The 26,670-nt window shown below is 61.1% G+C and carries 21 protein-coding genes and 1 pseudogene; 13 read left to right on the forward strand and 9 right to left on the reverse strand.

Annotated elements, in window-relative coordinates; all coding sequences use genetic code 11:
• Window positions 1-14: 14 nt before the first annotated feature.
• Together EWM57_RS02230 and mutY are read right to left on the reverse strand one after the other, a co-directional pair.
• Window positions 15-434, reverse strand: a complete 420-nt coding sequence (locus tag EWM57_RS02230; protein WP_129919498.1) for a single-stranded DNA-binding protein — start codon at window positions 432-434, stop codon at window positions 15-17.
• 95 nt (window positions 435-529) lie between these two features.
• Window positions 530-1,570: an A/G-specific adenine glycosylase gene (gene mutY / locus EWM57_RS02235; RefSeq protein ID WP_242509958.1), complete on the reverse strand. Its 1,041-nt coding sequence runs from the start codon at window positions 1,568-1,570 to the stop codon at window positions 530-532.
• A 246-nt stretch (window positions 1,571-1,816) separates the two neighbouring features.
• Here mutY and EWM57_RS02240 point away from each other — a divergent pair, with 246 nt between their 5' ends.
• From EWM57_RS02240 to EWM57_RS02250, 3 genes are all read left to right on the forward strand, one after another.
• The gene (locus EWM57_RS02240; RefSeq protein ID WP_073104742.1) at window positions 1,817-2,122 is read left to right on the forward strand and encodes an HU family DNA-binding protein; all 306 of its coding nucleotides are present in this window, start codon (window positions 1,817-1,819) and stop codon (window positions 2,120-2,122) included.
• Between the two features lie 73 nt (window positions 2,123-2,195).
• Window positions 2,196-3,092 carry a tetratricopeptide repeat protein gene (locus EWM57_RS02245; RefSeq protein WP_242509959.1) on the forward strand — a complete coding sequence of 299 codons (897 nt, stop codon included), beginning with the start codon at window positions 2,196-2,198 and terminating at the stop codon, window positions 3,090-3,092.
• Between the two features lie 325 nt (window positions 3,093-3,417).
• Window positions 3,418-5,028 carry an Rne/Rng family ribonuclease gene (locus tag EWM57_RS02250; RefSeq protein WP_165370381.1) on the forward strand — a complete coding sequence of 537 codons (1,611 nt, stop codon included), beginning with the start codon at window positions 3,418-3,420 and terminating at the stop codon, window positions 5,026-5,028.
• Window positions 5,029-5,133: 105 nt separating this feature from the next.
• Here the strand turns inward: EWM57_RS02250 and EWM57_RS02255 are convergent, their stop codons facing one another.
• Window positions 5,134-5,820: a porin family protein gene (locus tag EWM57_RS02255; RefSeq protein WP_129919500.1), complete on the reverse strand. Its 687-nt coding sequence runs from the start codon at window positions 5,818-5,820 to the stop codon at window positions 5,134-5,136.
• A gap of 107 nt (window positions 5,821-5,927) precedes the next feature.
• On the opposite strand from EWM57_RS02255, the gene gldB reads away from it, so the two are divergent.
• Together gldB and EWM57_RS02265 are read left to right on the forward strand one after the other, a co-directional pair.
• A complete protein-coding gene (gene gldB, locus EWM57_RS02260) occupies window positions 5,928-6,932 on the forward strand; it encodes a gliding motility lipoprotein GldB (RefSeq protein WP_129919501.1) in 1,005 nt (334 codons plus the stop codon).
• A 93-nt stretch (window positions 6,933-7,025) separates the two neighbouring features.
• Window positions 7,026-8,231, forward strand: coding sequence for a glycosyltransferase family 4 protein (locus tag EWM57_RS02265; RefSeq protein WP_129919502.1), 1,206 nt, complete (start codon window positions 7,026-7,028; stop codon window positions 8,229-8,231).
• A 30-nt stretch (window positions 8,232-8,261) separates the two neighbouring features.
• Here the strand turns inward: EWM57_RS02265 and nth are convergent, their stop codons facing one another.
• From nth to EWM57_RS02290, 5 genes are all read right to left on the reverse strand, one after another.
• Window positions 8,262-8,981 carry an endonuclease III gene (gene nth / locus EWM57_RS02270; RefSeq protein ID WP_129919503.1) on the reverse strand — a complete coding sequence of 240 codons (720 nt, stop codon included), beginning with the start codon at window positions 8,979-8,981 and terminating at the stop codon, window positions 8,262-8,264.
• 104 nt (window positions 8,982-9,085) lie between these two features.
• Complete coding sequence (locus EWM57_RS02275; protein WP_129919504.1) at window positions 9,086-9,316, reverse strand: hypothetical protein; 231 nt, start codon at window positions 9,314-9,316, stop codon at window positions 9,086-9,088.
• On the reverse strand, window positions 9,255-9,890 hold the full coding sequence (locus EWM57_RS02280) for an RNA polymerase sigma factor (protein ID WP_129919505.1): 636 nt from the start codon (window positions 9,888-9,890) through the stop codon (window positions 9,255-9,257). Before EWM57_RS02280 ends, EWM57_RS02275 begins: the two co-directional genes overlap by 62 nt.
• 319 nt (window positions 9,891-10,209) lie before the next feature.
• The gene (locus EWM57_RS02285) at window positions 10,210-10,779 is read right to left on the reverse strand and encodes a DUF6799 domain-containing protein (protein WP_129919506.1); all 570 of its coding nucleotides are present in this window, start codon (window positions 10,777-10,779) and stop codon (window positions 10,210-10,212) included.
• A gap of 91 nt (window positions 10,780-10,870) precedes the next feature.
• Window positions 10,871-11,293, reverse strand: coding sequence for a hypothetical protein (locus EWM57_RS02290; protein WP_165370382.1), 423 nt, complete (start codon window positions 11,291-11,293; stop codon window positions 10,871-10,873).
• Between the two features lie 193 nt (window positions 11,294-11,486).
• Between EWM57_RS02290 and EWM57_RS21820 the strand changes: the two are divergent.
• A pseudogene (locus EWM57_RS21820) lies at window positions 11,487-12,768 on the forward strand (MFS transporter).
• A 115-nt stretch (window positions 12,769-12,883) separates the two neighbouring features.
• Here EWM57_RS21820 and EWM57_RS02300 read toward each other — a convergent pair.
• Window positions 12,884-14,368, reverse strand: a complete 1,485-nt coding sequence (locus EWM57_RS02300; protein WP_129919508.1) for an alpha/beta hydrolase family protein — start codon at window positions 14,366-14,368, stop codon at window positions 12,884-12,886.
• Window positions 14,369-14,659: 291 nt separating this feature from the next.
• Between EWM57_RS02300 and uvrA the strand changes: the two genes are divergently transcribed.
• The 7 genes from uvrA to EWM57_RS02335 all read left to right on the forward strand — a co-directional run bounded on the left by uvrA (window position 14,660) and on the right by EWM57_RS02335 (window position 26,634).
• Entirely contained in the window at window positions 14,660-17,497 is a 2,838-nt protein-coding gene (gene uvrA / locus EWM57_RS02305; protein ID WP_129919509.1) for an excinuclease ABC subunit UvrA, read from the forward strand.
• A 73-nt stretch (window positions 17,498-17,570) separates the two neighbouring features.
• Window positions 17,571-17,984 (forward strand): DUF2251 domain-containing protein, encoded by a 414-nt coding sequence (locus EWM57_RS02310; protein ID WP_129919510.1) that lies wholly within the window; start codon window positions 17,571-17,573, stop codon window positions 17,982-17,984.
• 30 nt (window positions 17,985-18,014) lie between these two features.
• Window positions 18,015-18,821 (forward strand): tryptophan-rich sensory protein, encoded by an 807-nt coding sequence (locus EWM57_RS02315; RefSeq protein ID WP_129919511.1) that lies wholly within the window; start codon window positions 18,015-18,017, stop codon window positions 18,819-18,821.
• Window positions 18,822-18,893: 72 nt separating this feature from the next.
• A complete protein-coding gene (tpiA, locus tag EWM57_RS02320) occupies window positions 18,894-19,658 on the forward strand; it encodes a triose-phosphate isomerase (RefSeq protein WP_129919512.1) in 765 nt (254 codons plus the stop codon).
• 128 nt (window positions 19,659-19,786) lie between these two features.
• Window positions 19,787-20,179, forward strand: coding sequence for a DUF6150 family protein (locus EWM57_RS02325; RefSeq protein ID WP_242509960.1), 393 nt, complete (start codon window positions 19,787-19,789; stop codon window positions 20,177-20,179).
• Window positions 20,180-20,382: 203 nt separating this feature from the next.
• Window positions 20,383-21,213 (forward strand): 50S ribosomal protein L11 methyltransferase, encoded by an 831-nt coding sequence (gene prmA, locus EWM57_RS02330; protein WP_129919513.1) that lies wholly within the window; start codon window positions 20,383-20,385, stop codon window positions 21,211-21,213.
• Between the two features lie 30 nt (window positions 21,214-21,243).
• Window positions 21,244-26,634, forward strand: coding sequence for a hypothetical protein (locus EWM57_RS02335; RefSeq protein WP_129919514.1), 5,391 nt, complete (start codon window positions 21,244-21,246; stop codon window positions 26,632-26,634).
• The last annotated feature ends 36 nt before the right edge of the window (window positions 26,635-26,670 follow it).

Here is a 26,670-nt window from a genome sequence, read left to right on the forward strand (position 1 = left end):
ATGGAGCTTGAACCCTAAAACGGCAGCTGGTCGATTTCCGGCTCCTGACGGAAGGTCTGAGCTTCCACTGCCGCCGGCTGACTTTGCTGGTTGTCCCCGTGAGGCCGCCCCCCGAGCATCGTGATTTCGTCGGCCACGATTTCGGTGATGTAGCGGGTCTGATTGTCCTTATCCTGGTACTGCCGGGTGCGGATTTTACCTTCCACATAAATCTGGTGGCCCTTCTTGAGATATTTCTCGGCCACTTCGGCCAGGCCGCGCCAGGCCGTGATGTTATGCCACTCGGTCCGCTCGACGCGGGCACCGCTCTTGTCCTTGTAGTAGTCGTTGGTGGCCAGGGTGAAGTTGGCCACGCTGGCGCCGCTTTCCAAATGACGAACCTCCGGGTCTTTGCCCAAGTGGCCCACCAGAATTACTTTGTTAATGCCTGCCATGATCTGATTGTTAAGGCGTTAGAAAGAATAGATATGAACTGTTTTCTTGTATTAAAGATAATGCATGTTTACGCCATATCCAAATTTTTTAGTTTTTATTTCCAGGTTTTGTCAAGGAAATTAGCAATCAGTATTGGCTTGGGCAGCTCGTGGGTTTCGGCGGCCGTGAAGGCGGCCAGGCCCGACTGCGCCAGCCCGCCCGCATCGAGGGGCTGCTGCAGCCAGAGCGAATGAAACCGGGCCTCCACCTTCTGATGGCTCAGCACGTGCCGCAGGGCCAGTACGGGCTCCTCGGCCTGGTCGGTGGCCAGCTGCCCACCCAGGGCCTCCACGGCAGCCACCAAGCTTGGGGCGGGCAGCTCAGCCGCCTCCGTTTCGGTTAGGGCGAAATCATAAAGGCCCTGCCAGATGTCCTTGGCCCCGCGCTTTTTCATGTACACCGTCTCGCCGTGGCGCAGCACCAAGTAGTGGAAATAGCGGGTCCGGGCGGCCTTGGCCTTGCTTTTCACCGGCAGCTCGTGCACCAGCCCGTTCTGGAACGCGAAGCAGTGGTGCTGCAGGGGGCAAAACAGGCAGTCGGGCTTGAGTGGGGTGCACTGAATAGCCCCAAACTCCATAATGGCCTGATTGAACTCGTCGGGGGCGGCGGCCGGAATTAGGGCGTCGGCCAGGGTCTGAAACTCCTTGCGGGAGCTGGGAGCGGCAATGTCGGAGGCAATGCCAAACACCCGGGCCAGCACCCGGTACACGTTGCCATCGAGCACGGCCACTTTCTCCCCGAACGCAAACGAGGCAATGGCGGCCGCCGTGTACTGGCCCACGCCGCGCAGCTTAAGCAGCTCGGCATAGGTGGTCGGGAACTGTCCGCCGTACTCGCCCACCACCTGCTGGGCGGTGTGGTGCATGTTGCGGGCCCGGGAATAGTAGCCAAGTCCCTGCCAATGACGCAGAACCTCGTCTTCGGGCGCCGCGGCTAGGTCCTGCACCGTGGGGTAAGTCGTGATAAAATCCAGGTAGTAGGGCAGACCCTGCTTGACGCGGGTCTGCTGCAGAATCACTTCCGACAGCCAGATAGCGTACGGGTCGCGGGTGTGGCGCCAGGGCAGGTCGCGGCGGTGCCGCGGGTACCATTCCAAGAGGGCAGGGGCAAAATAGGGGGCGGCAGTCGGGGTACTTGGGCGGGTCAAGGGCTTGGAAGATAGAGGTTTGCCGATGTAGCGGCAATGGGAATGGAAAGTGGGAAAAGTATTGTAAAACCAAAAAGTACGGGTACCTTTGTGGCCCCAATTCGTAAACAACAGCTTACCGGGCAAGGGCTTACGTCTTGAATTGGGGCGTTTTTGCCCAGTACCCATTTTTCACACCCTAGTACACTTACCAGCGTGACTAAAGCAGAAGTAATCGCCGAAATCGCCGACAAGACCGGCATTGAGAAAGCAGACGTATCGGCTACCGTTGAAGCCTTCTTCAAAGTGGTAAAAGATTCGATGGCCGACGGCAACAACATCTACGTGCGCGGCTTCGGGAGCTTCGTTAACAAGAAGCGGGCAAAAAAAGTCGCCCGTAACATCTCCAAAAATACGTCGATCATCATCGACGAGCACTTCATTCCGAGCTTCAAGCCGTCGAAAACGTTCATCGGCAAGATCAAAAACAGCAAGAAGATTAAAGAGCTGGCCCAGGCCTAAGCTCCTTTCTTCGTAACATTGCGGCGCGCCGCCGGGTGTCCGACCTCGGAGCCCGGCGGCCTGCTTTTTCCCTATGGCATCTCGTAATTCCTCGCATCAGCTTATTCTTGTGGTCGTCGCGCTAGCGCTGGTGGCCGGTTTGTTTGTGCTGCCCAAAGGAATCGTGAAGCCCAAGGAAGGTAAAAGCGAGATGAGCCAGCAGGCCGCCCGCACCGCCAACCGCGACAACGGCGCGGCGGCTCCGTCCACGGCTTCCGTGGATGGCTCCGCTGCTCCCGCCGGGGCCACGGCCGAACAGCCGCACATGAGCATGACGGCCGAGCAGCGCAAGGAAATCAGCACGCTTCTGGCCAAGTATTCGGCCGAGCGCGACCCGATGGCCAAGCTGCGCGTGGCGTCGGATCTGGCGGCCAAGTACCGGGCCGTGGAGCGCTTCGACAGCGCGGGCTACTACTACGAACAACTGGCCGTAGCCCGTCCCGGGGAGCAAACCTGGAAACGGGCGGCCGACTCGTACTTCGAGGCGTTTAGCTTCGCGGCTACGGAGGAACGGCAGAAAATGCTGGCCGCCAAAACCCGGGAGCTCTACGAGAAGGTGTTGAAAAACAACCCCGAAAACCTCGACGCCAAAACCAACCTGGGCATGGCCTACATGGCCAGCGACAACCCCGTGCAGGGCGTTACGTTGCTACGCGAAGTCCTCGTGGCCGACCCGCGCAACGAAAATGCTCTGTATAACCTGGGCCTGCTCTCGATTCAGAGCAACCAGAACGATAAGGCCGTGGAACGGTTCAAGGAGCTGACGAAAGTCAACCCCGAGAACATCAACGGTCAGTTTTACCTGGGCGTCTCCTTGGCCAAAACCGGCGCCAAGGAAGAAGCCCGGGCGGCTTTCCAGAAAGCCAAAAGCTTGAGCTCAGACCCGGCGCTGGTAGCGTCGGTGGATGAGCAACTCGCTCAGTTGAAGTAGAAACCCTTTTTTACAACCCCTAACCTCCTCATCATGCCCTGCGGTAAAAAGAGAAAGCGTCATAAGATTGCCACTCACAAACGGAAGAAGCGTCTGCGCAAGAACCGTCACAAGAAGAAGTAAGCCTTCCGGGGTTTGCTGTCGGACTTGGGGCTTCGGCCGCTAGTTCGTCCTATCTCTCACGTAAGTACTCTGAGAGTGGCTGGTTTTTCGCTTTCCCCGTGGCCTTGGAAGGGAAGCTGGTGCCGTGCGCACCGGCTTCCCTTTGCGGGTTTCGGGGGCGTAGGCAAGCCGCCACGGTGTATTCACTTAACCAACTGACCCATTGAGTAACGAATTAGTCATTAATTCTACTCAGGACGGAGAACGGATTGCCCTGCTCCAGGATAAGCGGCTCATCGAATACCATTTCGACCGCAACGACACCAACTATTCGGTTGGCGACATTTTCCTGGGGACGGTCAAGAAAGTTATGCCCGGTCTGAACGCCGCGTTCATCGACATCGGGTATCAAAAAGACGCCTTCCTGCACTACGGCGACTTGGGGGAGCAATTCCCCTCGATGATGAAGTGGAGCAAGGGCGTACAATCGCAGAAAATTACCACGGGCGCGCTCAAAACCTTCCAGTTTGAAGGCACGCTCGACAAAGTCGGCAAAGCGGCCGATGTGTTCAAAAAGGGCCAGCAGCTGCTGGTTCAGATTGTGAAGGAGCCGATTTCGACCAAGGGCCCGCGCCTGAGCATGGACATCTCCATGGCTGGCCGCTACCTGGTACTCGTGCCGTTTTCCAACACGATCAGCGTATCCAAGAAGATTGTCAGCAAGACGGAGCGGGAGCGGCTCAAGCGCCTCATTGCCTCCATCAAGCCCGACAATTTCGGCGTCATCATCCGCACCGTGGCCGAAGGCCGGGAGGTGGCCGAGCTCGACAAGGATATGCAAAGCATGACGGCCAACTGGGAAACGCTCTTCCAGACCCTGCGCACGGCCAAGCCGAACGACAAGGTACTGGGCGAGCTGGGCCGCTCCAGCTCCATGCTGCGCGACTTGCTCAACGAAAGCTTCGACTCCATTACCGTGGATTCGGCGCCGATGTACGAGGAAATGCGCAGCTACCTCCAGAAGATTGCGCCCGACAAGCTCGGTCTGCTCAAGCTCCACACCGGCAAGGTGAAGGTGTTTGAGCACGTTGGTTTGGAAAAGCAGCTCAAAACGCTGTTTGGCAAAACCGTGACCGTGCCCGGCGGCGGCTACCTTGTCATTGAGCACACCGAGGCTTTGCACGTCATCGATGTGAACTCCGGCAACAAGAGCAACCAGGAAAGTGACCAGGAGGCTACGGCTCTCATGATCAATATGCTGGCGGCCAAAGAGGTAGCCCGGCAGCTCCGTCTGCGCGACATGGGCGGCATCATCGTGGTCGATTTTATCGACATGAAAAGTGCCGAGAGTCGTAAGAAAGTAGAGGATGCCGTGCGCGACGTGATGAAGCACGACAAAGCGCGCTTCACCATATTGCCCATCACCAAGTTCGGGCTGCTGCAGATTACGCGGCAGCGCGTACGGCCGGCCGAGAACATCGTGACCGGCGAAGTGTGCCCCACCTGCGGCGGTACGGGCAAGATTTCGGCCTCTATCCTCGTAACGGACGAAATCGACAACAGCATTGAAGACCTGCTGGTCACCCAGAACCAGTCGGGTATTTCGTTGTATGTGCACCCCTTCCTGCACGCTTATTACACCAAGGGATTGGTGTCGAAGCAGATGAAGTGGTATCTGAAGTATTACAAGTGGGTGAAGGTCATGAAAGACACGTCTTTGGGCCTCACCGACTACCGCATCGAGGATGAACGGGGCGAGGAAATCGAATTGCAGTCCCCCGCCGCCGCCATGAGCCGCCTCCAGGACCGTGAGGTCGAGGAGCTGACGGACTAATGAGTACTGATTGACGGTTTTTTCTGCGAAAAGCCCTCCTGATAAGAAGAAAGCCCCGCTGCTCGAGATGAGCGGCGGGGCTTTTTCGTGGGGCGGTAAAGAGGGCTAGAACTTCAAGCCCAGATCCAGGGCCACCTCGTCGTTTTTGAGGCTAGCCGACTGAAAGCCGCGGGATTTGTCGAAGTACTTGTCGATGTTAACCAGGCCGCGGTGGTAGGAGAGGCCCGTGAATACTTTCGTATTCTGCCCCAACTGGTATTCCACCCCGGCCCCGATCAGGGCGGCGGCATCAGGAATGATGAAGTGCTTCACGGCTTCGGTTTCCTGCCCCGTGGAGGGGTCGGTAATGCGCTTGCCGCCGTCGATGCGGCCACCGATGAGGCCGCCGACGGAACCGCCGAGCTGGAAGTAAAGCTTGGTGTCGGTGGCAATGTCGTTGGTGAAGAGCTTCACCGTCACCGGGATTTCCAGGTATTGCAGCCCAATTTTCTGCTTACGGACCACCAAGGCCGTATTGGTGGGGCTGGTTTGATCGAGGTAAGCAATGGTGCCGCCCTTGCCGGTCAGGAACAGGCCGGTGCTGAAGGCGTAGTTCTGGCCGAAGAAGTAGTCGACCACCAGGCCGCCGCCGAGGCTGACCTTGCTTTTTTCGCTCTGAAAGTTCTGTCCAGTAGGCGAATCCGCCCGCAGGTGGGTAACCGACGGCGAGAGTTTGAGGCCAATTTCAACCTGCGCGGAAGCGGCCCCGGCGGACATACCCAGCAGTAGCAGGGCGAGAAGCGGTTTTTTCATGGAAAAAGAAATAGGAAGTTAGGCTTTAGACGAAAGCACGCCGCTTGGCGTTTCGATTTAGGCTATTTTCGCCCAAATATAGAAGCGTGACCTACAACCCTGCCCCCATGCGCCCCTTCCTGACTGCCGTGCTCGGCGCCGCGCTGCTTTTTGTGGCGAGCTGCAGCAAGGATTCCTCCCAGTGCGAACTGAACCCGGAAGTAGCCCGCGTGCAGGCGCCCGTGCAGTTGGAGCGCCTGGAAAAGCCCTTCTTCGAGATTCGCACCGCTGCCGACGCCCAGCGCTTCGTGCAGCAGCACCCGCTGTTTGCCAACCAGTTTCTGCAGCGCAAGCAGTTTCCCTCCGACGAAGCCCTGGCTCAGTACCTGGTTCATCTGTCGACTAACAAGGAACTGCAGAAGCTGGGGCGGGAGTCGGCGGCGGCCTTCCCCGACGCGACGCTCGAGCCGGGTCTGCAGCGCATGTTTCAGCACGTGCGCTACTATTTCCCCGCCTTCCGGGTGCCGCCCGTCAAGACCTTCGTCAGCGGCTTCAGCCACGACCTGTTCGTCAATGACAGCCTGATGGTGCTCAGCCTCGACTTCTTCGCCGGGCCCAAGGCCAGCTACCGGCCTAATAATATGCCCAACTACATTCTGCGCCGCTACGCCCCGCCTTACCTGCTGCCCACGGCCGCACTGGCCGTCAGCAGCAAATACAACCAGCGCGAGGGGACTAACCCGAGCATGCTGGGCGAAATGGTGCAGTTTGGCAAGTCACTTTACTTTGCCGAAAAGGTACTGCCCTGCACCGCCGATACGCTGCTGGTGGGCTTTACGGGCGCGGAAATGGCGGGCGTGCAGTTCAACGAAAGCAAGATCTGGGCGCACTTCATCGAGAAGAATCTGCTTTACAGCACGGCTCCGTTCACCATCCAGAAATACATGGGGGAGCGGCCCAACGTGCCCGAAATCGGGCAGAACTGCCCCGGCCGGGTGGGCGCCTGGGTGGGCTGGCAGATTGTGCGCAAGTACATGAGTCAGCACCCCAACGTGACGCTAGCCCAGCTCATGGCCGAAAAAGACCCCCAACGCATCCTGAGCCAATCCCGCTACCGGCCGGTGCGGAAGTAAGGCGCAATGCCGAAGGGGATATAACAAAGCCGTCCGTGATACCCGCCAGCCCCGGCCGTGAATTCAATAGGTAGCCTTCCTTTATTTCCCGCCGTGCACATTGCCGTTTTCAGCCAGTATCACACGAATCCCGACTGTCCCGCAACAAGCCGGCACTATTCGTTGCTGGCGCACCTGGCCCGCACCCACCGCGTCACGCTGATTACGACCCGCACCTGGGAGACCCAGCGCCTGACCCGGGAGTATCCGTGGCTGCCGGCCGGAGTGGAAATGCGGGCGGCCGACGTGCCCTACCAGAATCGGATGGGCGTGGCCCGGCGGGTACTGTCGTTTGGGCAATACGCGGCCTACGCCGTGCGGGAAGGGCTGCGCCTGGAAAAACCCGACGTTATCTGGGGCATTTCGACCCCGCTCACGGCTGCCTGGGCCGCGGCCCAGGTAGCGCGGCGTCGGCAGGTACCGTGGGTGTTTGAGGTGCAGGACCTGTGGCCTTCATTTCCCATTGCCATGGGCGCCGTCCCGACCCGGTTTGCCCAGCAGCGGCTGTTTGCCCTCGAAAAAAGCCTCTACCGCAGCGCCCGGCACATTCTGCCGCTTTCTCCCGACATGACGCGCTACGTGCTCGACCAGGGCGTGGCGCCCGACAAAGTGACCACCGTGCTCAACGGCACCGACCTCGACCTAGCCGCGCTGGCTACGGAGGCCGCCACGGAAATCCTGCGCCAGGAACTCGGGCTAACCGGGAAACAGGTGGTGCTCTACGCCGGCACTTTCGGCCGGGCCAACGACATTCCGACCTTGCTAGCTGCCGCTGAACTGCTGGCCGAACAGCAACCCGAAACCGTGTGGCTGTTTATGGGGCTGGGCTTTCACGAGCCGCAGGTGCGCGCCGCGGCCGCCCGGTGTGCGAGTATTCGGCTGGTGCCGCCTCAACCCCGGCACGCCGTGTTCACCTGGTTTCGGCTGGCGGATATTTCGGTGGTGTCGTTCCTGAACCTGTCGGTGCTGGACGCCAACTCGCCAGCCAAGTTCTACGACAGCCTGGCCGTGGGTACGCCGGTTGTCGTCACCAATCAGGGCTGGACCAAGGACTGGGTGGAGCAGTACAGCTGCGGCTGGTACACGCCGGCTGGGGAAGCGGCAGCGCTGGCAAATACGCTGGCGGAACTGCTGCAAGACCCCGCGAAGCTGCGGGAAGCCGGGCAAAACGGCCAGCACGCCGCCCGCCAGTATTTCGACCGTCAACAGATTGCCGCTACTGTGCAACGGGTATTGGAAGCCGCTGCCACCCAGAATTGAGGTTATGTGCCGGCTATGACTGGTTTTATACTATGTTGTGCCATTGGATGAATTGCCGCTACCTAATGCCGACGCAGAATCACGCTTTTGAGCCTCTGAAGCGGGTTTGCCAAAATGCTGGGCGTAGTACTTGCAGAAATCTTTCAGGGGGCAGATAGTGCACTTGGGCTGCCGGGCTACGCAGATGTAGCGGCCGTGCAGGATCAGCCAGTGGTGAGCCTTGGGCACCTGGGCTTCGGGAAGGTAGCGCATGAGCTCTTTCTCCACGGCCAGCGGAGTAGTGGCTTTCAGGCTGGCCAGCCCCAGCCGGTGCGACACCCGGAACACGTGCGTGTCCACGGCCATCGTAGGCTGGTTGTAGATAACGGACAGGATAACGTGGGCCGTTTTGCGCCCTACCCCGGGCAGGCGCTGGAGTTCTTCCACGGTGCTGGGCACTTCGGAGCCAAACTCGGTGGTCAGGATACGGCCCAGGCCGGCTAGGTGCCTGGCCTTGTGATTGGGGTACGAAACGCTGCGGATAAACGGGAATATCTCCTCGGCTGTGGCCAGGGCCAGGTGGGCTGGAGTCGGGAACTGGGCCAGCAGAGCCGGCATGATTTGGTTGACGCGCTTGTCGGTGCACTGGGCGCTGAGCACCACGGCCACAATGAGCTCGTAGGGGTTGCCGTAGTGCAACTCCGTTTTGGGCTCGGGAAAGTGGGTGGTGAAGTAATTCAGGAAGAGGCGGAACCGCTCGGGCTTACGCATACAGAGGAGGAAAAAAGAAAACGGAGCGGATGAGGCGACAAAGATGCTGGTTCAGCAGCTCTTTCACACCTCATCCGCTCCGTTTATGTTTTCCCTCTAGTTCGTTAGCCCGCCTTGAGGAAGGTGCGCGAGTACTGTAAAATCGAGTCGGTAGTTTGTTGCCGGGGCTGGCGTTGCAGCCCGTCGAGGCAGCGCTGGGCCAGCAGCAGGTCGGCACAAATGGTAGCTAGTTCAGCGTCGTGGAGCAGGGCCTGCTCTACTTCGCGGTGCTCCTTAGCCGGCAATTCGTTGTACACGTACCGCAGGAGCTTCTCGTGGGTAAAGGTTTTGATCATAGAAAACGGGTTGTGCGGCCATCTTCTTCCGCAGGTTGATCAGGGCGTAGCGCATGCGCCCCAAGGCAGTGTTAATACTGACCCCCGTTGCGTCGGCAATTTCCTGGAAGCTCATGTCGCCGTAGTGACGCATCACGAGCACCTCTTTCTGCGCCGCCGGCAGGTCCTGAATCAGTTCACGAAGACGGGCGTAGGTTTCCTCCCGGGAGATGGATACATCGGCCCCCTCTTCTGCCAGTGACAACGAATTAAACGCGTGACTTGTTGTATCCAGGTTCAAAAGCGGGCTACGTTTTTCGCGGCGGAAAAAATCGATGGCCAGGTTGTGCGCAATGCGGCAGATCCAGGAAGAAAACTTCCCTTCCTCGTTGTAGCGCCCGCCTTTCATGGTGTGAATAGCCTTGATAAAGGTATCCTGCAGCAGATCGTCGGCTACATCCTCATCGCGCACGATGAGCATAATGGTAGTAAAAACACGGCTTTTGTGGCGCTCGAGCAAGGTGGCGAAGGCGTCTTCCTTGCCGGCAATATAGAGCGAAATCAGAGCGGAGTCGCTCGGCTGCATGGTTTCCATAAAGACTACTAGTTAAAGGGAAGTAGAGCTTTATGCCATAGGGTGCAGTTGCCGATGAGAGGGGGGAACCCGCTAAGAACGGGGGAGTTTGTGAAAATCAAATGTAGAGAACTGGAATGCTAAACACAATGGCCGCGCCCCCAAATCAGAAAAATAATTGCACATTTTTAAAACCCAGTATTGAATAAGTCCCATACTTGATTCTTTGGTGTGCTACTCCCGGCCTCCATAGCCAAGCAAAGCCCGGCGGGCCGCCCCAAAGGCCTGCCCGCAAAAAAGCCCGCCGGAGCGGGCTTCCTGCAAGGAAAAGATGTTTAGGTTATTTGAGTTGGGCGTCGAGCTCCCGAATCTGGGTATCGAGCGTAGCGGCGGCGGCATTTTGCCCTACGGCCAAGCTGGCGCGCTCGGCCAGCTTATCGGTGAGCTGCTGGAGCAAAGCCAAACGACGCTCCGTACGGTTTAACTCGGCCGTGAGGCGAGCGGGCAACGGTCCGGGAGCCGGCATGGAAACCTTGGTTTCGGTGACGCCGGCCACCTGCCGGGCGCGCTGCTCAATGGCCGGCGCCGACATCATATCGTCGGTCAGGTTCACAATCTGCCCCTGCAGATTCACAGCTTTGCCTTCTTCGAGCATCTGCCGGGTGCCGTCCTTGCCCACCATGATGCCGTCGGGCCGGATGGTCAGGCCGTTGTCCATGGTGACGGGGGCCGACAGCCGGCTCGACTGCCCGGCCTGCAGGCGCATCGTCAGGCCGCCTTTGCGGTAAACGCCATCCTTCATGGCAGGGCGCGCCGGCGCCGAGGGCGTGGTTTGGGCAACGGAGGGCGTGGCCAGCGTCGCCAGCAGCACAACACCCAAGACACAGCTAACGAGAGGAAAGAAGCGCATAAGTAGCGGGTAAGTAGCGGGCAATTAGGTTCGGTACTGAGCCACTGGGTAGCGGCCGACTTCCTTACTGACGGGGTTCACGCGCGCAGGGTTACGCTTCGCCCTCGTGGCGCTGCCGACGCAGGAGCCATTCGGTGGCGTTGCCTTCGTCGCTGAACAGGCGCACGTGGCAGGCGGCACTGGAAACCAGCGGCGCCCCGTTTTCCTGATCCACGGTGCTCAGATGGCCGGGCGTCATCAGGAAAGCCACGTAGATGCGGCCGCCGAGCTGGGGAGCCAGGCGGGGCAGAAAGTTGTCCAGTACCCAATACGTGCAGTCCTCGCTGATCGGGCCCCGGCGGCGCAGATCGAGCAGCCAGTAGCGGGAGCGGTGTACGAGGGCGGCGCTCAGCGTGCCTTCGTAGCCCTGCTCCACCTCCGGCGGAGCCACCGGCCGCAGCCAGCGGGCGAGCAGGGTCCCGACATCAGCCCGGTAGGTCAGCTCCACGAAATCGGCAACGAGGGTAGGGGGCACGGGCATGGCGGGCAGTGAGCAGGGAAGATAGGAAAAACTTAGGTTCGGCCGCCAGCCAATCCCGCTGGCCCGCGGGGCAGGCCGGCAAAGCAAAAGCGCGCCACCCCGGCCACAATCCTGCCACCCGGCGAACTATAGGCCCCGGCGCGGGTTTACCCTACCTTTGACCTGCTTCCACCTGGCCCGCTACCGTATGCCCGCAGCTGATTCCGTTCGTCATGATCCGTACGCTGCCCTGCGGGTGGCTGACTTCCGCCGCCTGATTTCGGCCCGGGTTTGCTTTACGGTGGCCACCCGGGTGCAGGGGCTGGTGGTAAGCTGGCAGATTTTCAAGCTCACCGGCGACCCGCTGGCACTGGGCTTTATCGGGCTGGCCGAGGCCCTGCCCAGCATCGGCGTGTCGTTGTACGCGGGCCACCTGGCCGATTCGGTGCGCCGCAAGAACATCATCGTTGCTGCCGTGGCCGTGCTGCTGCTCTGCGCCGGGGCGCTGTGGGCGCTGGCCTCCCCGCTGGGGCTGCCGCTGCTGGCCCGGGGCTCGTTTTACACGCTGCCGCTCTACGTGGTCATCTTTATCAGCGGCATTGCCCGGGGCTTTCTGGGGCCCGCGCTGTTTTCGTTTATGCCCCAGCTGCTGCCCGACCGGGAAAAGCTGTCGAATGCCATTACCTGGAACAGCACCACCTACCAGGCTTCGTCGGTGCTGGGGCCGGCGGTGGGCGGCTACCTGGTGGCCCACCTCGACGTGGCCAATTCCTACGCCGTGGCGGCCGGGGCTGCTGCTGGCGCTGCTGCAGTTTGCGGGTATTGCCTCGCGGCCCCTGCCGGCGCGGGAAGGCGAAAAGCTGGGGCTGAAGGAAAGCGTATTCAGCGGCCTGCAGTTTATTTTCAGCAATCAGCTCGTACTGGCCGCCCTGGCCCTGGATATGTTTGCCGTGCTTTTTGGGGGCGCCGTGGCCCTGCTGCCGGTGTTTGCCGTGGACATCCTGCACGTAGGAGCCGCCGGGCTGGGCCATCTGGAAGCTGCCCCGGCCGTGGGCTCGGTGCTGATGGCCGTGCTGCTGACCTACTTCCCGCTCTGGCGCAACGCGGGCCGCAAGCTGCTCTGGGCCGTGGCCGGCTTCGGAGCGGCTACCATTGCCTTCGCCCTCTCCACCGACTTCTACCTGTCCCTGTTTTTGCTGTTTCTGACCGGAGTTTTCGATTCCGTCTCGGTGATTGTACGCTCCACGCTCATCCACACCTTCACCCCGGAATACATGAAGGGCCGGGTGTCGGCCGTCAACAACATCTTTATCGGCTCCAGCAACGAAATCGGGGCTTTCGAATCGGGGGCCATGGCCAAGTTCATGGGCGTGGTACCCTCCGTGGTGTTCGGTGGGCTGATGACCATCGTGGTAGTGGCCATTACCACCTGGCGGGCCGACAAGCTGCGGGTGCTGGACCTGACGCCGGAGAAGAAGTCGGTGGCGTAAATTATTGGCTCAGCCGACAGACAGCCGGTTTTTTGATGCAACCCAATAACAAAGCCCCGGCTTTGGCCTCCCGCAGGAGTCGCCAAAGCCGGGGCATTTCGTGGCACACGGTTTATTAACCCCGGGCCTTCTTGCCGGCGGCGGACTTCACGGCGGCCGGGGCGGCGCGCTTGGTGGTGATGGGCACGGCGGCGGGCTTGATGATAACTACCTGCTGGGCAATCCAGCCGTGCATCACCTTGAGGGCCTCGGGCGAAAACGCCGCTTTTTGCTCGCCTTCAAACACCGGCCACTGCGCTGGGTCGGACTGGAACAGGTGGTTGACGCCGGTGAGCTTCTGCACCGTCACCTTGCGGTTGCCACTGGCCTTGAGGCCTTTTTGCAGGGCCGTCAGATTCTTGGTGGCCGTCACTTCCAGGTCGGCGGTACCGTTGAGGGCCAGCACCGGGCACTTGATGCCGGCCATGTTGCTTTTCGGGTCAAAGTCGAGGAAGTAGCGGTACCAGGGCGAGGTCAGCTGCACGGCCCGGGCCCGGGCCATGGCGGGGTCGATGTTGGCATTGCTCTGGCGCAGCAGCACCCCGACTTTGGCGCGGGCTAGGGCGTCGTCGGGCGTCTGGCGCACCACTTCCACCAACCGGTCGTCCATCTTGAGGGCGGCATCCACCTGGGCCGGCTTGGCGCCAATCAGGCGCATGATTTCGACCTGCTGGCGCTGGAGCACTTCCCGGCCTGTGAGGCCGTAGCCGGCCAGCGAAACCACGAAGTCGGGCGCTTTGGGCTGACTGGCGGCCAGCAGCGCAATATTGGCACCCTCGCCGTGCCCAATGATGCCAACCTGGGTTTTATTAACCCGGTAGTGGGCGCGCAGGTAGCCCATGGCGGCCTGGGCGTCCGTAACGAGGTCGGCAGTGGTGGCCGAAGAGTACACGCCCGTGGATTTGCCCATGCCCCGGTCGTCGTAGCGCAGCACGGCGATGCCGTGGCGGCTCAGGTAGTCGGCCAGCTGGCCGAACATGCGGTATTCCTCCTGCTCGGCGTCGCGGTCCTGGGGGCCGGAGTCCGATACGAGCACCACGGCCGGAAAAGGGCCGCTGCCCTGGGGCATGGTGAGCGTGGCGCCCAGGCGCAGCTTGGCCACTTTGTTGGGTACAATCACGTCGTCGAGGCGGTAGGGCGGGGCCACCTTGAACTTGGGTGCGGTGGTGACGGCCACGTTGGAGCGCACCAGCACCAGGGGCGCCGTCAGGCCGGGCTGAGTCCAGGTGCCGTTCAGGGCGCCGGTATCGGGGCGCAGCTTGCCCACGAAGCGGCTGCCGGCCTGCTCGATACTGAGCGTTACTTCGTTGTCCTTCTGAATCACCTCCACCGGCATACGGCTGATTTTCTGCTGCGGTACGTCGAGGGCGGCGTAGTAGGAGCCGTTGGTCAGCGGCACGATGGTGATAATCAGGCCCAGGCTGCCCCCGGGTACTGCCAGCTGCCCTTTCCATTGGCCGCCCAGCAGGGAAGAGCCGGCGGCTACCCGAGTGGCCGAGCTCAGCAGCGGGAAGCATATTAACAAGATGAGTACCAACGCGGAGTGTAAACGGTTCTTCATAAAGTACAGTAAAGTACGGGCAGGTATGGATTGAATCAGGCGCAAAGGGGCGGAAAGTACCAAAATTAACAAAAACCTTGCCCACCCGGCTACATAGCACTATTCCTATTATGAGTTCAGGCTTTGCAGTTGTTGGTTTGGCAGGCAGAAATAAATCAGGAAGGCCATCAGCCGGCTTTCTGGGGCCGAATCTGCTTCCACCCTACCACTGCGCCCGGCAAAGCCGTACCTTCGTAGGTCTAATTGCCCCGGCGGAAACCTTCCCGGTCCTATGCCGTGTTTCCTACTTCTATGGCCCCAAAATCTTTGCAAGTAGCCGCCCCCGCGGCCGACCCGATTGACCAGCTCGACCCGCGGCAGTTCATTCTGATCAAGAATGCCCGGGTGCACAACCTCAAAAACCTCAGCGTGGCATTGCCGCGCAACAAGTTTATCGTCGTCACGGGCTTGTCGGGCTCGGGCAAGTCGTCGTTGGCCTTCGACACGCTCTACGCCGAGGGCCAGCGCATGTACGTGGAAAGCCTGAGCTCCTACGCCCGGCAGTTTCTGGGCCGCATGGACAAGCCCGACGTGGACTACATCCGCGGCATCTCGCCGGCCATTGCCATCGAGCAGAAGGTCAGCATCAAGAACAACCGCTCCACGGTCGGCACCAGCACCGAAATCTACGACTACCTCAAGCTGCTCTTCGCCCGGGTGGGCCGCACGTTCTCGCCCGTGAGCGGGGAGCAGGTGCGCAAGGACACCGTGGCCGACGTGGTGGACTTTCTCTTCAAGCTGCCCGACGGCTCGAAAGCCATGCTGCTGGCTCCGCTTATGCCGTCGGAAGATGGCCGGCCGATGAGCAAGGAGCTGGATTTGCTCCTGCAAAAGGGCTACAGCCGGGTGGTCGTCAACGGCGACGAAACCGCGTTTATTGAGGACCTCATCGGCGAAGGCAAGCCCGAGGTGAAGGGCGAGGTCTACATCATGATTGACCGGGCCGTGATTCGGACCGGCAACGAGGACTTGATGTTCCGCCTGTCGGATTCGGTGCAGACGGCGTTTTTCGAGGGCCACGGCACCTGCCTGGTCCGCCTCGACAACGAGACGCGCACCTTCTCCGACCGGTTTGAGCTCGACGGCATCGTGTTCGAGGAGCCCAACGTGAACTTCTTCTCCTTTAATAACCCCTACGGCGCCTGCCAGACCTGCGAAGGGTTCGGCTCGGTGCTGGGCATTGACGAGGACCTGGTCATTCCGGACAAGAGCCTGACCGTGTACGAGGGCGCCATTGCCCCCTGGCGCACCGACAAGCAGAGCGAATGGCTCAAGCCCCTGCTCAAAAACGGCATCCGCTTCGATTTCCCCATTCACCGCCCTTACAACGAGCTGACCGAGGCCGAGCGGACTTTGCTGTGGAAGGGCAACAAGTACTTCGAGGGCCTTGACGACTACTTTAAGTGGGTGAGCACCCAGACCCACAAAATTCAGTACCGGGTGCTGCAAAGCCGCTACCGGGGCCGCACTACCTGTCCCGACTGCCGCGGCACCCGCCTGCGCAAGGATGCCCAATACGTGAAAATCGACGGGCAGAGCATTACCGACCTCGTGCTATTGCCGGTCAGCAAGGCGTTGGAATACTTTGAGCAACTCAACCTCAACGAGCACGACGCCAAGATTGCCGAGCGCCTGAGCACCGAAATCACCAACCGCCTGGGCTACCTCCACCGCGTGGGCCTCGGCTACCTGACGTTGAACCGCTTGAGCAGCACGCTCTCGGGCGGGGAGAGTCAGCGCATTTCGTTGGCTACGTCCCTGGGCTCGGCGCTGGTGGGTTCCATGTACATTCTCGACGAGCCCAGCATCGGCCTGCACCCCAAGGATGCCGAGCAGCTTATCGGCGTGCTCCGCTCCCTGCAGAAGCTCGGCAACACGGTCATCGTGGTGGAGCACGAGGAAAAGATGATGGAGGAAGCCGACCAGATTATCGACATCGGGCCCGAGGCCGGCTCCGGGGGCGGCAACCTGATGTTCCAGGGCACTTACCCCGAGATTCTCAAAGACACCAAAACCTACACCGGCCAGTATCTGAGCGGCAAGATGGAGGTGAAGGTGCCCAAGAGCCGTCGGCCCTGGCGCAACGCACTGGAAGTAACCGGCGCCCGCGAAAACAACCTGAAAAACGTGAGCGTGAAGTTTCCGCTGGGCGTGATGACGGTGGTAACGGGCGTGTCGGGCTCGGGCAAATCTACCCTGGTGAAGCGCATTCTGGCCCCGGCCGTGGCCAAGCAGCTCGGCGGCGGGGCCGGCGAAGCCACCGGTAAGTTTGACCGTCTGATGGGCGTGCAGGGCCAGGTAAGCCACGTCGAGTTCGTGGATCAGAACCCCATCGGCAAGAGCAGCCGCTCGAATCCGGTAACGTACGTGAAGGCCTACGACGCCATCCGCACGCTGTTTTCGGACCAGCCACTGGCCAAGGCGCGGGGCCTGAAACCGTCGCACTTCAGCTTTAACATTGAAGGTGGCCGCTGCGAGGTCTGCCAGGGCGAAGGGCAGGTCAAGATTGAGATGCAATTCATGGCCGATATTTACCTGACCTGCGAAAGCTGCGGGGGGCGTAAGTTCAAGCAGGACATTCTGGACGTCAAATTCCAGGACCTGGGCATCGACGACGTGCTGGAAATGACCGTCGCCGACGCCGTGGAGTTCTTCAAGGGCCAGCCCAAGGTGGCAGAGCGCCTCAAGCCCCTCGACGACGTGGGCCTGGGCTACATCCGGCTCGGGCAATCGGCCAATACGCTCTCGGGCGGGGAGGCCCAGCGCGTGAAGCTGGCTTCGTTCCTGACCAAGGGCGCCACGCTCCAGCAGGACAAGATCCTGTTCATCTTCGACGAGCCTAGCACCGGCCTGCACTTCCACGACATCAACAAGCTGCTCACGGCTCTTAATGCGCTGATTGAGCAGGGCAACTCGGTGCTTATCATCGAGCACAACATGGACATCATCAAGTGCGCCGACTGGCTGATTGACCTCGGTCCCGAGGGCGGCATCAACGGCGGCCACCTGCTGTTTGAAGGCACGCCCGAGGAAATGGTCAAGCTCAAGGACTCGAACCATACCGCCCGGTTCCTGGCCGAGAAGCTCTAGCATCTTCGCGCCCGATTACCCGTAAAACCGAGGAGCTGCCCAACCAAAGGGCGGCTCCTTTTTTATTGTACTCATGATTCTAGGAGCCGAAGAACAGTTTCAGGTGGGCGTGCCCGAGGCGGGTGCCGATAACTTCCTGCTCAGCAGCGTGGCCGCCAACCACGAGTTTCAGGTGATGTTCGAGGACGACGGCACCACCGGCTACCTCTATGCCGTGCGCGACGCCGAAGAATCTGAAATCCTGGACGCGCTGCACATCTACAACGTGGCCGACGTGGCCGACCGGGACGAGCCGGTGACGGCCCAGATTTTCTGGGATGAGCCCCAGACTACGGCCGTGCTCATCATCGGCGGCTACTGCCACGCCCTCTACGACTTCCAGCGGCAGCGGGGCTTCTGCCGCAATGCCTTTCCGCCCGCCCAAAACGGCCAGCCCGGCTCCCGGGAGCTGACCGACGAGCTGGTGGAGAAATACTTTGCTGCCTAACCAACACCTCCTTTCCCACCCACTCTTCCAATGGAAATTACCGCTCCGCCAGTCGTATCCTCCGCTGTCAGCGTTACCCGCCGCCTGTGGCGCTGGCTGGCCGCCTTGGCCGTTATCGGCAATATTGCCCTGAACTACTGGTCGAATACTCACCCCTTCAACGGCCAGACGATGGGCGCCGTGTCGGCCCGCTACCCCACGCTGCTGACCCCGGCCGGCTACGCTTTCAGCATCTGGGGCCTGATTTTTCTGTCCCTTACTATTTACGTCGTCTGGCAGCTGCTGCCGGCCCAGCGCAGCCTGCAGCTCCCCGATGCTGTGGCCAAGCCCCTGACCGTAGCCAGCGTAGCTACGGCGGCCTGGGTGGTGCTGTTTGCCTACGAGCTGATGGCGGTGAGCGTGCTGGTAATGCTGCTGATTCTGGGTGCGCTTATCGTAGCCTTCGGGCGGGTGCGCCGCCGGGTGCGGGCGGCCCTGGCCCCGCGCTGGACCAGCATTCCGTTTGCCCTGTACCTGGGCTGGATTTCGGTGGCCACGGTGATAAACGTTACCATCGGGCTGTGGGTGCTGGGCTGGCAGACGCCCGACAACGCGTCGGTGCTGCTCACGTTTGTGCTGCTGGCGGTGGTCGTGGTCCTGGGGCTGGTTATCAGCACTGTGTTTCGCAGCCTGGTGTATCCGCTGGTGGTAGCCTGGGCGCTGGTGGCCATCTGGGTGGCCCAGCGCGGCGGCGACTACCCCGAACTGGCCCTGACGGCCCTGATTGGCGCGGGCGTGGTGGCGGTGGGTGGCGTGGCGCTGAGTCTGCGCCCCCACCGCCTCCGGGCGGCGCAGTAGGCCGCGGGCCCCTTGGGCGAATTGTCGTTTCTTTGCGGCAGTCAACGTATTCCCTTCCCCAACTCCTTACTTATGCGCAAGAACCTCGTCGCCGGCAACTGGAAAATGAACATGACCTACCAGGATGGTCTGGCGCTGGTGTCCGAAATCACCAACATGGTAGCCGACGAAGCCACGGGCTCCACCGCGGAAGTCGTGATTTGCCCGCCGTTTCCGTTCCTGCATTCCATCGGCAAGCTGCTCCCGCAAGGCGGCAACATCCACCTGGGGGCCCAGAACTGCCACCAGAAGGAAAGCGGGGCCTATACCGGCGAGGTGTCGGCCAAGATGCTGCAGTCGGTAGGGGTGGAGTACGTGATTCTGGGCCACTCCGAGCGGCGCCAGTACTTCGGCGAAACCGACGAGCTGCTGAGCCAGAAGCTCAAGGCCGCCCTCGGCGCCGGCCTGAAGCCCATCTTCTGCGTGGGCGAGAGCCTGGAAACCCGGGAGGCCGACGAGACTTTTGCCTACCTCGAAAAGCAGCTCAAGGACGGCCTGTTTCACCTCTCTAACGAGGAGTTTGACCAGGTAACCGTGGCCTACGAGCCCATCTGGGCCATCGGGACCGGCAAAACCGCAACCAGCGCCCAGGCCCAGGAAGTGCACGCCTTCATCCGGGAGCAGATTGCCCGCGCCTACGACGCCGAAGCCGCCCAGAACACGACCATCCTCTACGGCGGCTCGGCCAACGCCCAGAATGCCCGGGAGCTGTTCAGCCAGCCCGACGTCGACGGCGGCCTCATTGGCGGCGCCTCGCTCAAGTCGCGCGACTTCACCGAAATCATCAAGTCGTTCTAGCTTATAGAGCTTAGAGTACGAGAGCTTAGAACTTAGATTGCCGGTCGGGTGGTTCTAACGGCTAAATGGCCGACTCTTTGCCTGCGCTTGTCTCTAAGCTCTAAGTTCTCCTATCTACGCTCTGACCTATGCTTGCTGATTTCCTCGTTGCCGGCCTGCTGGCGCTGAATCCGGTTCAGCCCCAGCCCCGCGTGCCGTTTGTGGCCGCTGCGCCCGTGTCCCCGGCGCTGGGTTCCATCGAGCCCTGCCGGATCTACGGCTCGGTGTTTCTGGAAACAAACCCCAGCCGGCGCGGCTTCTGCTTCGCCACGGTGTATCTGGAGCCCGAGGAAGCCTTTGCCGACGTGATGGTGTACCGGGAAGACAACAAGCTTTTCGCCGACAAAGCCGGGTTCTGGTACCTGGCCACCGGGCCCAACTTCGCCGACTACGTGCTGTTCGTGACCGAAAACCGGGCCCTGGCCGACTTCAGCATTCATTACACTACCGTGCGTTCTTATGCCGGCTGCCGCACCCGGTAGCGGCGCTGAACTTCCCGGCTGCCGCCCGGGTTGGGCTTTCAGCCCGGCCGCTTGGAAAAGCCGCTCCTGCCCGGGGCGGCTTTTTCTATGGGCGTTTTGGTGCCGTCGGTATAGCCCGGATCGGACGCCGGGGCCAAAAGCCGGATTCAGGTGAATTCGTGCGAACTTGCGGGTTCATTCCGCCGACTTAAATTTTTGCCCTGATGGATTTTGTAGAAGTACGCGTACAGGCCCCCCGCGAATTGGCCGATATCCTGGTAGCCGAACTCAGCCAGGTTGGCTACGATACCTTTGAAGACAACGACGAGGGCTTCTGCGCCTACATCGGCGAAGGCGACTTCGACAACGACGCCGTGTCGGAAATCATGAGCCGCTACGAGGGCCAGGGCGAGCTGGGCTACGACCACCGCGTGATTACGCGTCAGAACTGGAACGCCGAGTGGGAGAAAAACTTCCAGCCCCTCATCATTGCCGACCGGGTGTCGGTGCGGGCCCCGTTTCACGCGAAGCCCGAGGGCCTGGAATACGAAATCGTGATTATGCCGCGCATGTCCTTCGGCACCGGCCACCACGAAACCACCGCCCTGATGATTGAAAACCAGCTCGGCATCGACCACCAGGGCAAGCGCGTGCTCGACATGGGCTGCGGCACCGGCATTCTGGCCATCATGGCCGTGCACCTGGGCGCCCAAGAAGTGCTGGCCGTGGACGTGGAGCCCTGGACCGTGGAAAACGCGGCCGACAACGCGGCCGAGAATAATTGCACCAACATCGAGTGTCGCCTCGGGGGCGTGGAAGTGCTGGAGGGCGAGGCGCCCTTTGATATTATCCTGGCTAATATCAACCGCAACGTGCTGCTGGAGGATATGCACGCCTACGCCGCCCTGCTGCCCAAGGGCCGCCCGATCCTGTTCAGCGGCTTCTACCAAGAGGACTTATCCAAGATTGAGGCCGAAGCAGCCAAGCATGCATTGGCTTATCAGTCGCACCGAACCAAGAATAACTGGGTTTCGGCGATTTTCACGAAATTGTAGCCGTCCGAGTAGGGCTTGACGGAAAAAAGTATGAAGCAATTTGTTTTTGGGTGGCTCTGCGCGCTGGTACTGGGACTCAGTGCTCCCGCGTGGGCCCAGAAGAATCCTGGCAAGCAGCCCCCGGCGGCGCCCGCCGCGCCGGCGCTGCCCAAATTCACGGGTAAGCTTGCCACCGAGCCCGGGCAGTTTATTATCGACGTGCAGTCGATGATGGCTACCACCAACAACGCGGCCGCCAAGGCCAGCGGGGCCAAGCTCCAGCAGCTCTGGGCCAGCAACAAGCTCACGGCCACCCAGCAGGGGCGCATTGTGGCGTTGAGCCAGCAGATGCTGGCCCGGCGCTTCAAACCCCGGCCCGACTTCGAGGCTCTCTACAACGCCGTGACGGCCGGGGCCTCGGTGCAGAACTTCTCCGACAAGCAGATGGACGAGTTTCTGGACGTGGTGACCAAAACCCTGGAGCGGGAGCAGGTGCCGGCCACCCAGAAGTTTCTGCAGACCTCGGCCCAGTTTCTGGATACCAAATACCTGTATAGCTCGCGCTACAACAAGCTGCGCGTGATTGGGGGCACCTTCAGCTTCGCCTACAACGAAACCGACATGCCCCAGCCGGCGCCCCCCGCACCAAAGCCCGCCGCGCCCTCCCCGGTGTCGACGCCCGTCACGACCGGCGCCCCGATTAAAACCACCACGACGCCCGCCAAGCCCAAGCCCGCCCCGAAGAAAAAGGTCAGCAGCGGCTGGGATACGGCCGACGACTGGGGCAGCGGCAGCAGCGGCTGGGGCAATGACGATGGCTGGGGCACGCCCAAGAAAAAGCCGGCCGCGGCCAAAGCACCCGTAAAAACTGCGCCCGGTACCAAGACCGCCGCCCCCGTGAAGGAGCCGGAGCCCGAACCTGAGCCCGCGCCGTCGTACACCTACGATACCTACGTGGCCCCGCCCACCCGCGGGCCGGTGTTGCTGATCAAGGACGCCGACCTGTTCATGGCCACCGCCGGTGACTCCATCTTCATTCGGAAGGTGAGCGGGGCCGTGGTGCCCGGCACCAGCCGTTTCGTGGGCCAAGGCGGGCAGTACGTGTGGTCCATCAAGCAGAACCTGGTGACGGCCGACTTCACCAACTTTGACTTCGACTTCACCAAGGCCGAACTGACGGCTCAGCCCATGACGCTGACGTATCCGGCGGTGCTGGAAGCCCCGATTCAGGGCGCTTTTGCCTACAAGAGCGTGAAGAAAAAGCCCGGCGCCGTCGACTCCGGCTACCCGCGGTTTATTTCGCTCACCAACGACGCCCGCGTCAAGAACATCGGCGACAACATCCGCTACTACGGCGGCTTCTCCCTGGCCGGGTCCCGCACGCTGTCGGCCTCGCTCGACGGCAGCCTCTCGCGCATCATCGTCGAAATTGACGGCAAGCCCAAGTTCCGGGCCTCGTCGAGCGCTTACGTGCTCGGCGACTCGCTGATTACGGCCAACCGGGCGGCGGTGACCATCTTCCAGGATAAAACCGACTCGCTCACCCACCCCGGGGTGAAGCTCAAGTTCTCCAAAACCCGCCAGGTGCTGCAATTGGCCCGCGAGGAAGGTCTGTATAAGACCACGCCCTACGCCGACTCCTACCACCAGATGGAAATCCAGACCGAGATGCTCACGTGGCCTTTGCGCACGCCCGACATCCAGTTCTCGATTCTGACGGCCAAAAACCAGGTGACGGCGAACTTCGAGTCCAAGGAATTCTACACCAACACCCGCTACCAGCAGATCAAGTCCATCAACAAGCTGCACCCGCTGCAGATGGTGGTGGGCTACAGCCAGGCCAACGGCAACGTGAAAACCTTCACCGTGCAGGACGTGGCCGGCCACCTCAAGCTCAAGGAAGACAACGTGCGCTCCGCCGTGGCCGGCCTGGCCCGGGATGGCTACGTGAAGTGGAACCCCCAGACCGAGCAGATTACGCTGCTGCCCAAGGCGGGTCACTACGTGAATTCGTCGCGCGGCAAGAAGGACTACGACCACATTGCCATTAAATCCTTGTCGCCGAACGGTAAGAACGCCACGCTCAACCTGACCAGCAACGACCTGATTGTGCGCGGCGTGGACCGCTTCAACTTCTCCGACGACTCCGTGACGGTGTTCGTGAAGCCGGACTCGAGCACCATCCGCATTCAGAAAAACCGCGGCGTGCTCTTCAACGGCACCGTGGTGGCCTCGGCCTTTATCTTCAAGGGCAAGGAGTTCAAGTTCGACTACGATGGCTTCTACGTGGACCTGGTCAAGATTGACTCCATCATTGTAAAAGGCAAGGGCTCGAAGGGCTCGGTGATGAAGGCCCGCAAGGACACCGACTTCGCCCTGACCAACAAGAACAAGACCTCCGCCGGCCGCCTCTACATCAACGCGCCCAACAACAAGTCGGGCCGCAAGAAGCTCGGCGCGTACCCCTCGTTCGACGCCAGCACCGGGGCCTACGTGTTCTTCAACAAGCCCGAAGTACTCGGCGGCGCCTACGACACGGCCGTGTACTTCGACATTCCGCCCTTCAAGCTCGACTCGCTCAACAACAAGAACCGCTCGGCCGTGGGCTTCAAGGGCACGTTCGTGTCGGGTGGCATCATGCCGAGCTTCAAAACCAAGCTGAGTTTGCAGGACGACGGCTCCCTGGGCTTCGTCTACGACGTGCCCAAGGAGGGCTTCCCGATCTACGGGGGCAAGGGCAAGCTGTACAACAAGGTGACCATGAGCAACCGCGGTATTCAGGGCGTGGGCAAGGTGAATTACCTGACCGGCGAGTTCCTGAGCGACCAGTTTATCTTCTACCGCGACTCCCTCGTGACGGTGGGCAAAACGGCCACCATTGGTCAGGGCCCGCTCAATGGGGTCGAATTTGCCAAGGTCACGCTGCTGCCGGGCTACCAGATGAAGTGGGCCGTGAAACAGGACTCGATGTACCTGAGCACCTCCAAGGACGCCCAGGCCATGAAGTACTACAACGGCGAATACAGCTTCCGCGGCACCACCATCCTGACGCCCGGCGGCCTCTACGGCGACGGCCGCATGGACGGCCCGCAGTCGTTTATCCGTTCCCGTTCGTTTGCGTTCAAGCCCACCAGCTACTCGGGCAAGAAGTCGACGCTGAGCATTAAGTCGGCCGAGGCCAACAAGCCCGCGCTGACGGCCAACGAAGTCGGGTTTGAGTACAACATCAAGCAGGGCTACGCCGACTTTGCCCGCGAGGAAGGCAGCAAGGCCAGCATCGACCTGCCGTATTCCGACTACAAAACCACCCTCAGCGGCGGTAAGTGGGACTTCAAGAAGAAGATGGTGCAGATGCGCGTGGCCGCCGGCGCCGACTCCTCGCGCTCGTACTTCTACTCCACTAAGCCCGAGCAGCACGGCCTGAAGTTCCGGGCCAGCACCGGGCAGTACGACCTGAGCCGCTACCGCCTGGTGGCCGGCGGCGTGCCCTACATTGCCTCCGCCGACGCCTGGATTGAGCCCGACAGCAACAAGGTGTACGTGCTGGCCAACGCCCAGATGCGCACCTTCCAGAACGCCAACATCACCCTGGACTCCCTGGCCAAGTTCCACCACCTCTACAAAGGGGAAATCAAGGTGCTCTCGCGCACGGCCTTCACCGGCAACGCCCTGTATAACTACAAAACCGCCGCCGACTCGTTTGCCATCAAGTTCAGCTCCTTTGCCGTCGACTCGGCCGCGGCGCTGGGCGGCAAGCCGGGCAAGGGCGGTAAGGCCACGGCCAAAGGGCTGCTGAAGAAAAAGGACGACGTGGAGTTTGCGCCGCCGACCACGGCCGTGGCCTCCATTCAGGCCACCGACAAGTTTCACCTCGCGCCCCGCATTGCCTACCGCGGGGCCGTGAACCTGAACTCCCAGAAGCGCGGCTTCACCTTCGACGGGCAGAGCCGGCTGGAGTTTGCCAAGGCCCCGACTTCGGCCGAGTGGTTTGCCGTGCAGGACAGTATCGACCCCAAGGGCATTCGAATAAAGCTCCAGGAACCCAAGAGTGAGGATGGCACGCCCATGGTCACGGGCCTGTTCGTGTCCGACGCCTCCATGAAGGTGTATCCGCTGTTTGTGGCCGTCAAGCCCGGTATTACCGACATGAACCTGTTTCAGGTGGACGGCACGCTGAGCTACGACGCCAAGAAGCGCCAGTACGCCATCAGCCGCAACGACCTTTCGGACCCGAACGTGTACGAGGGCAGCGTGCTGACCCTGGACGACTCCACGGGCGCCATCAACCTGCGCGGCAAGCTGAACCTGATCAACTCCAACAAGGACTACAACCTCAGCGCCGCCGGCCTGGGCTACGCCAAGCCCGACAGCAACGTCTACAAGCTCGACGCCTTCCTGAACTTCGACATCAACATGCCCGAAAAGGCCGTGGAAGCCATGGGCACTGATATGGCCACCAACGCCCGCGGTCTGCCCGAGGCGCTGACCGGCTCCCAAGCCCAGCTCTACAAGATGGGCGAGTTTATCGGCAGCAAGGCCGTGCAGAGCTACTCCGACCGCAAGGGCGGCTACACGGCCCTGCAGAAGGTGTCGCCGAAGTTTTTGCACACGCTGGTGCTGAGCCAGGTGAACCTGAAGTGGAGCCCCAAGTTCAATGCCTGGTACTCGGTGGGTAAAATCGGGTTGGTGAGCGTGGGCAAGAAGGACATCAACGCCATGATTGATGGCTACATCGAAATCAAGAAGGAAGCCACCGGTGACCTGGTCGAAATGTACCTCGAGGCCGAGCCCCAGACCTGGTACCACATCCGCTACTCCAACAACGTGCTGCTGGCCAAGGCCCAGCACGGCTCCTTCGACGAAATCATCGGCTACAAGGCCAAGGGTGACTACAACACGGCCACCGAGTACGGCTTCTACCTCGGCGACGACCAGGAGAAGGAGAACTTCACCCGCCACTTCCGCAAGGACTTCCTCAACGACAACAGCAAGGTGAAGCCCGTGGCCTCCCGCCCGGCCGGCACTATCGACTTTGCCGAAGACGACAAGAAGAAGAAAAAGAAGAAGGGCAGCGAGTTTGACATGGACAGCACCCCCGCCGCCGATGCCGCCCCGGTGGAGGACACGGGCAAGAAAAAGAAGAAGGGCAAGGACGACGCCAACGACCCCTTCAGCACGGCTGATACCCCCGCCGCCCCGCCGGCCGAGGATACCAGCAAAAAGAAGAAAAAGGAGGAAGCCGCCGTGGAGAAAACCACCCCGGCCCCAGCCCCGGCCACTCCCCCCGCTGAGCCGGCGGCCGTCGACCCCAAGGCGGCGGCCAAGGAAGCCGACCGCCTGAAGAAAGAGGAGGAGAAAAAGGCCAAGGAGGCCGAAAAGCTGAAAAAGGAAGAGGAGAAAAAGAAAAAGAAGAAGGAGGACGACCCCTTCGGCGATTCTTAATTCCGCTCCGCACTGCTTGTAACAGCCCCGCCCGGT

It is taken from the genome of Hymenobacter persicinus, from assembly GCF_004167665.1.
In the GTDB taxonomy this organism is placed as follows: Bacteria; Bacteroidota; Bacteroidia; order Cytophagales; family Hymenobacteraceae; genus Hymenobacter; species Hymenobacter persicinus.

Bases quoted from the DNA above. Each gene is read 5' to 3' on its own strand.
- EWM57_RS02230 (WP_129919498.1), bottom strand. From the start codon at position 434: ATGGCAGGCATTAACAAAGTAATTCTGGTGGGCCACTTGGGCAAAGAC.
- EWM57_RS02245 (WP_242509959.1), top strand. From the start codon at position 2,196: ATGGCATCTCGTAATTCCTCGCATCAGCTTATTCTTGTGGTCGTCGCG.
- EWM57_RS02255 (WP_129919500.1), bottom strand. From the start codon at position 5,820: ATGAAAAAACCGCTTCTCGCCCTGCTACTGCTGGGTATGTCCGCCGGG.
- gldB (WP_129919501.1), top strand. From the start codon at position 5,928: ATGCGCCCCTTCCTGACTGCCGTGCTCGGCGCCGCGCTGCTTTTTGTG.
- nth (WP_129919503.1), bottom strand. From the start codon at position 8,981: ATGCGTAAGCCCGAGCGGTTCCGCCTCTTCCTGAATTACTTCACCACC.
- EWM57_RS02275 (WP_129919504.1), bottom strand. From the start codon at position 9,316: ATGATCAAAACCTTTACCCACGAGAAGCTCCTGCGGTACGTGTACAAC.
- EWM57_RS02280 (WP_129919505.1), bottom strand. From the start codon at position 9,890: ATGGAAACCATGCAGCCGAGCGACTCCGCTCTGATTTCGCTCTATATT.
- EWM57_RS02285 (WP_129919506.1), bottom strand. From the start codon at position 10,779: ATGCGCTTCTTTCCTCTCGTTAGCTGTGTCTTGGGTGTTGTGCTGCTG.
- EWM57_RS02300 (WP_129919508.1), bottom strand. From the start codon at position 14,368: ATGAAGAACCGTTTACACTCCGCGTTGGTACTCATCTTGTTAATATGC.
- uvrA (WP_129919509.1), top strand. From the start codon at position 14,660: ATGGCCCCAAAATCTTTGCAAGTAGCCGCCCCCGCGGCCGACCCGATT.
- EWM57_RS02310 (WP_129919510.1), top strand. From the start codon at position 17,571: ATGATTCTAGGAGCCGAAGAACAGTTTCAGGTGGGCGTGCCCGAGGCG.
- EWM57_RS02315 (WP_129919511.1), top strand. From the start codon at position 18,015: ATGGAAATTACCGCTCCGCCAGTCGTATCCTCCGCTGTCAGCGTTACC.
- tpiA (WP_129919512.1), top strand. From the start codon at position 18,894: ATGCGCAAGAACCTCGTCGCCGGCAACTGGAAAATGAACATGACCTAC.
- EWM57_RS02325 (WP_242509960.1), top strand. From the start codon at position 19,787: ATGCTTGCTGATTTCCTCGTTGCCGGCCTGCTGGCGCTGAATCCGGTT.
- prmA (WP_129919513.1), top strand. From the start codon at position 20,383: ATGGATTTTGTAGAAGTACGCGTACAGGCCCCCCGCGAATTGGCCGAT.
- EWM57_RS02335 (WP_129919514.1), top strand. From the start codon at position 21,244: ATGAAGCAATTTGTTTTTGGGTGGCTCTGCGCGCTGGTACTGGGACTC.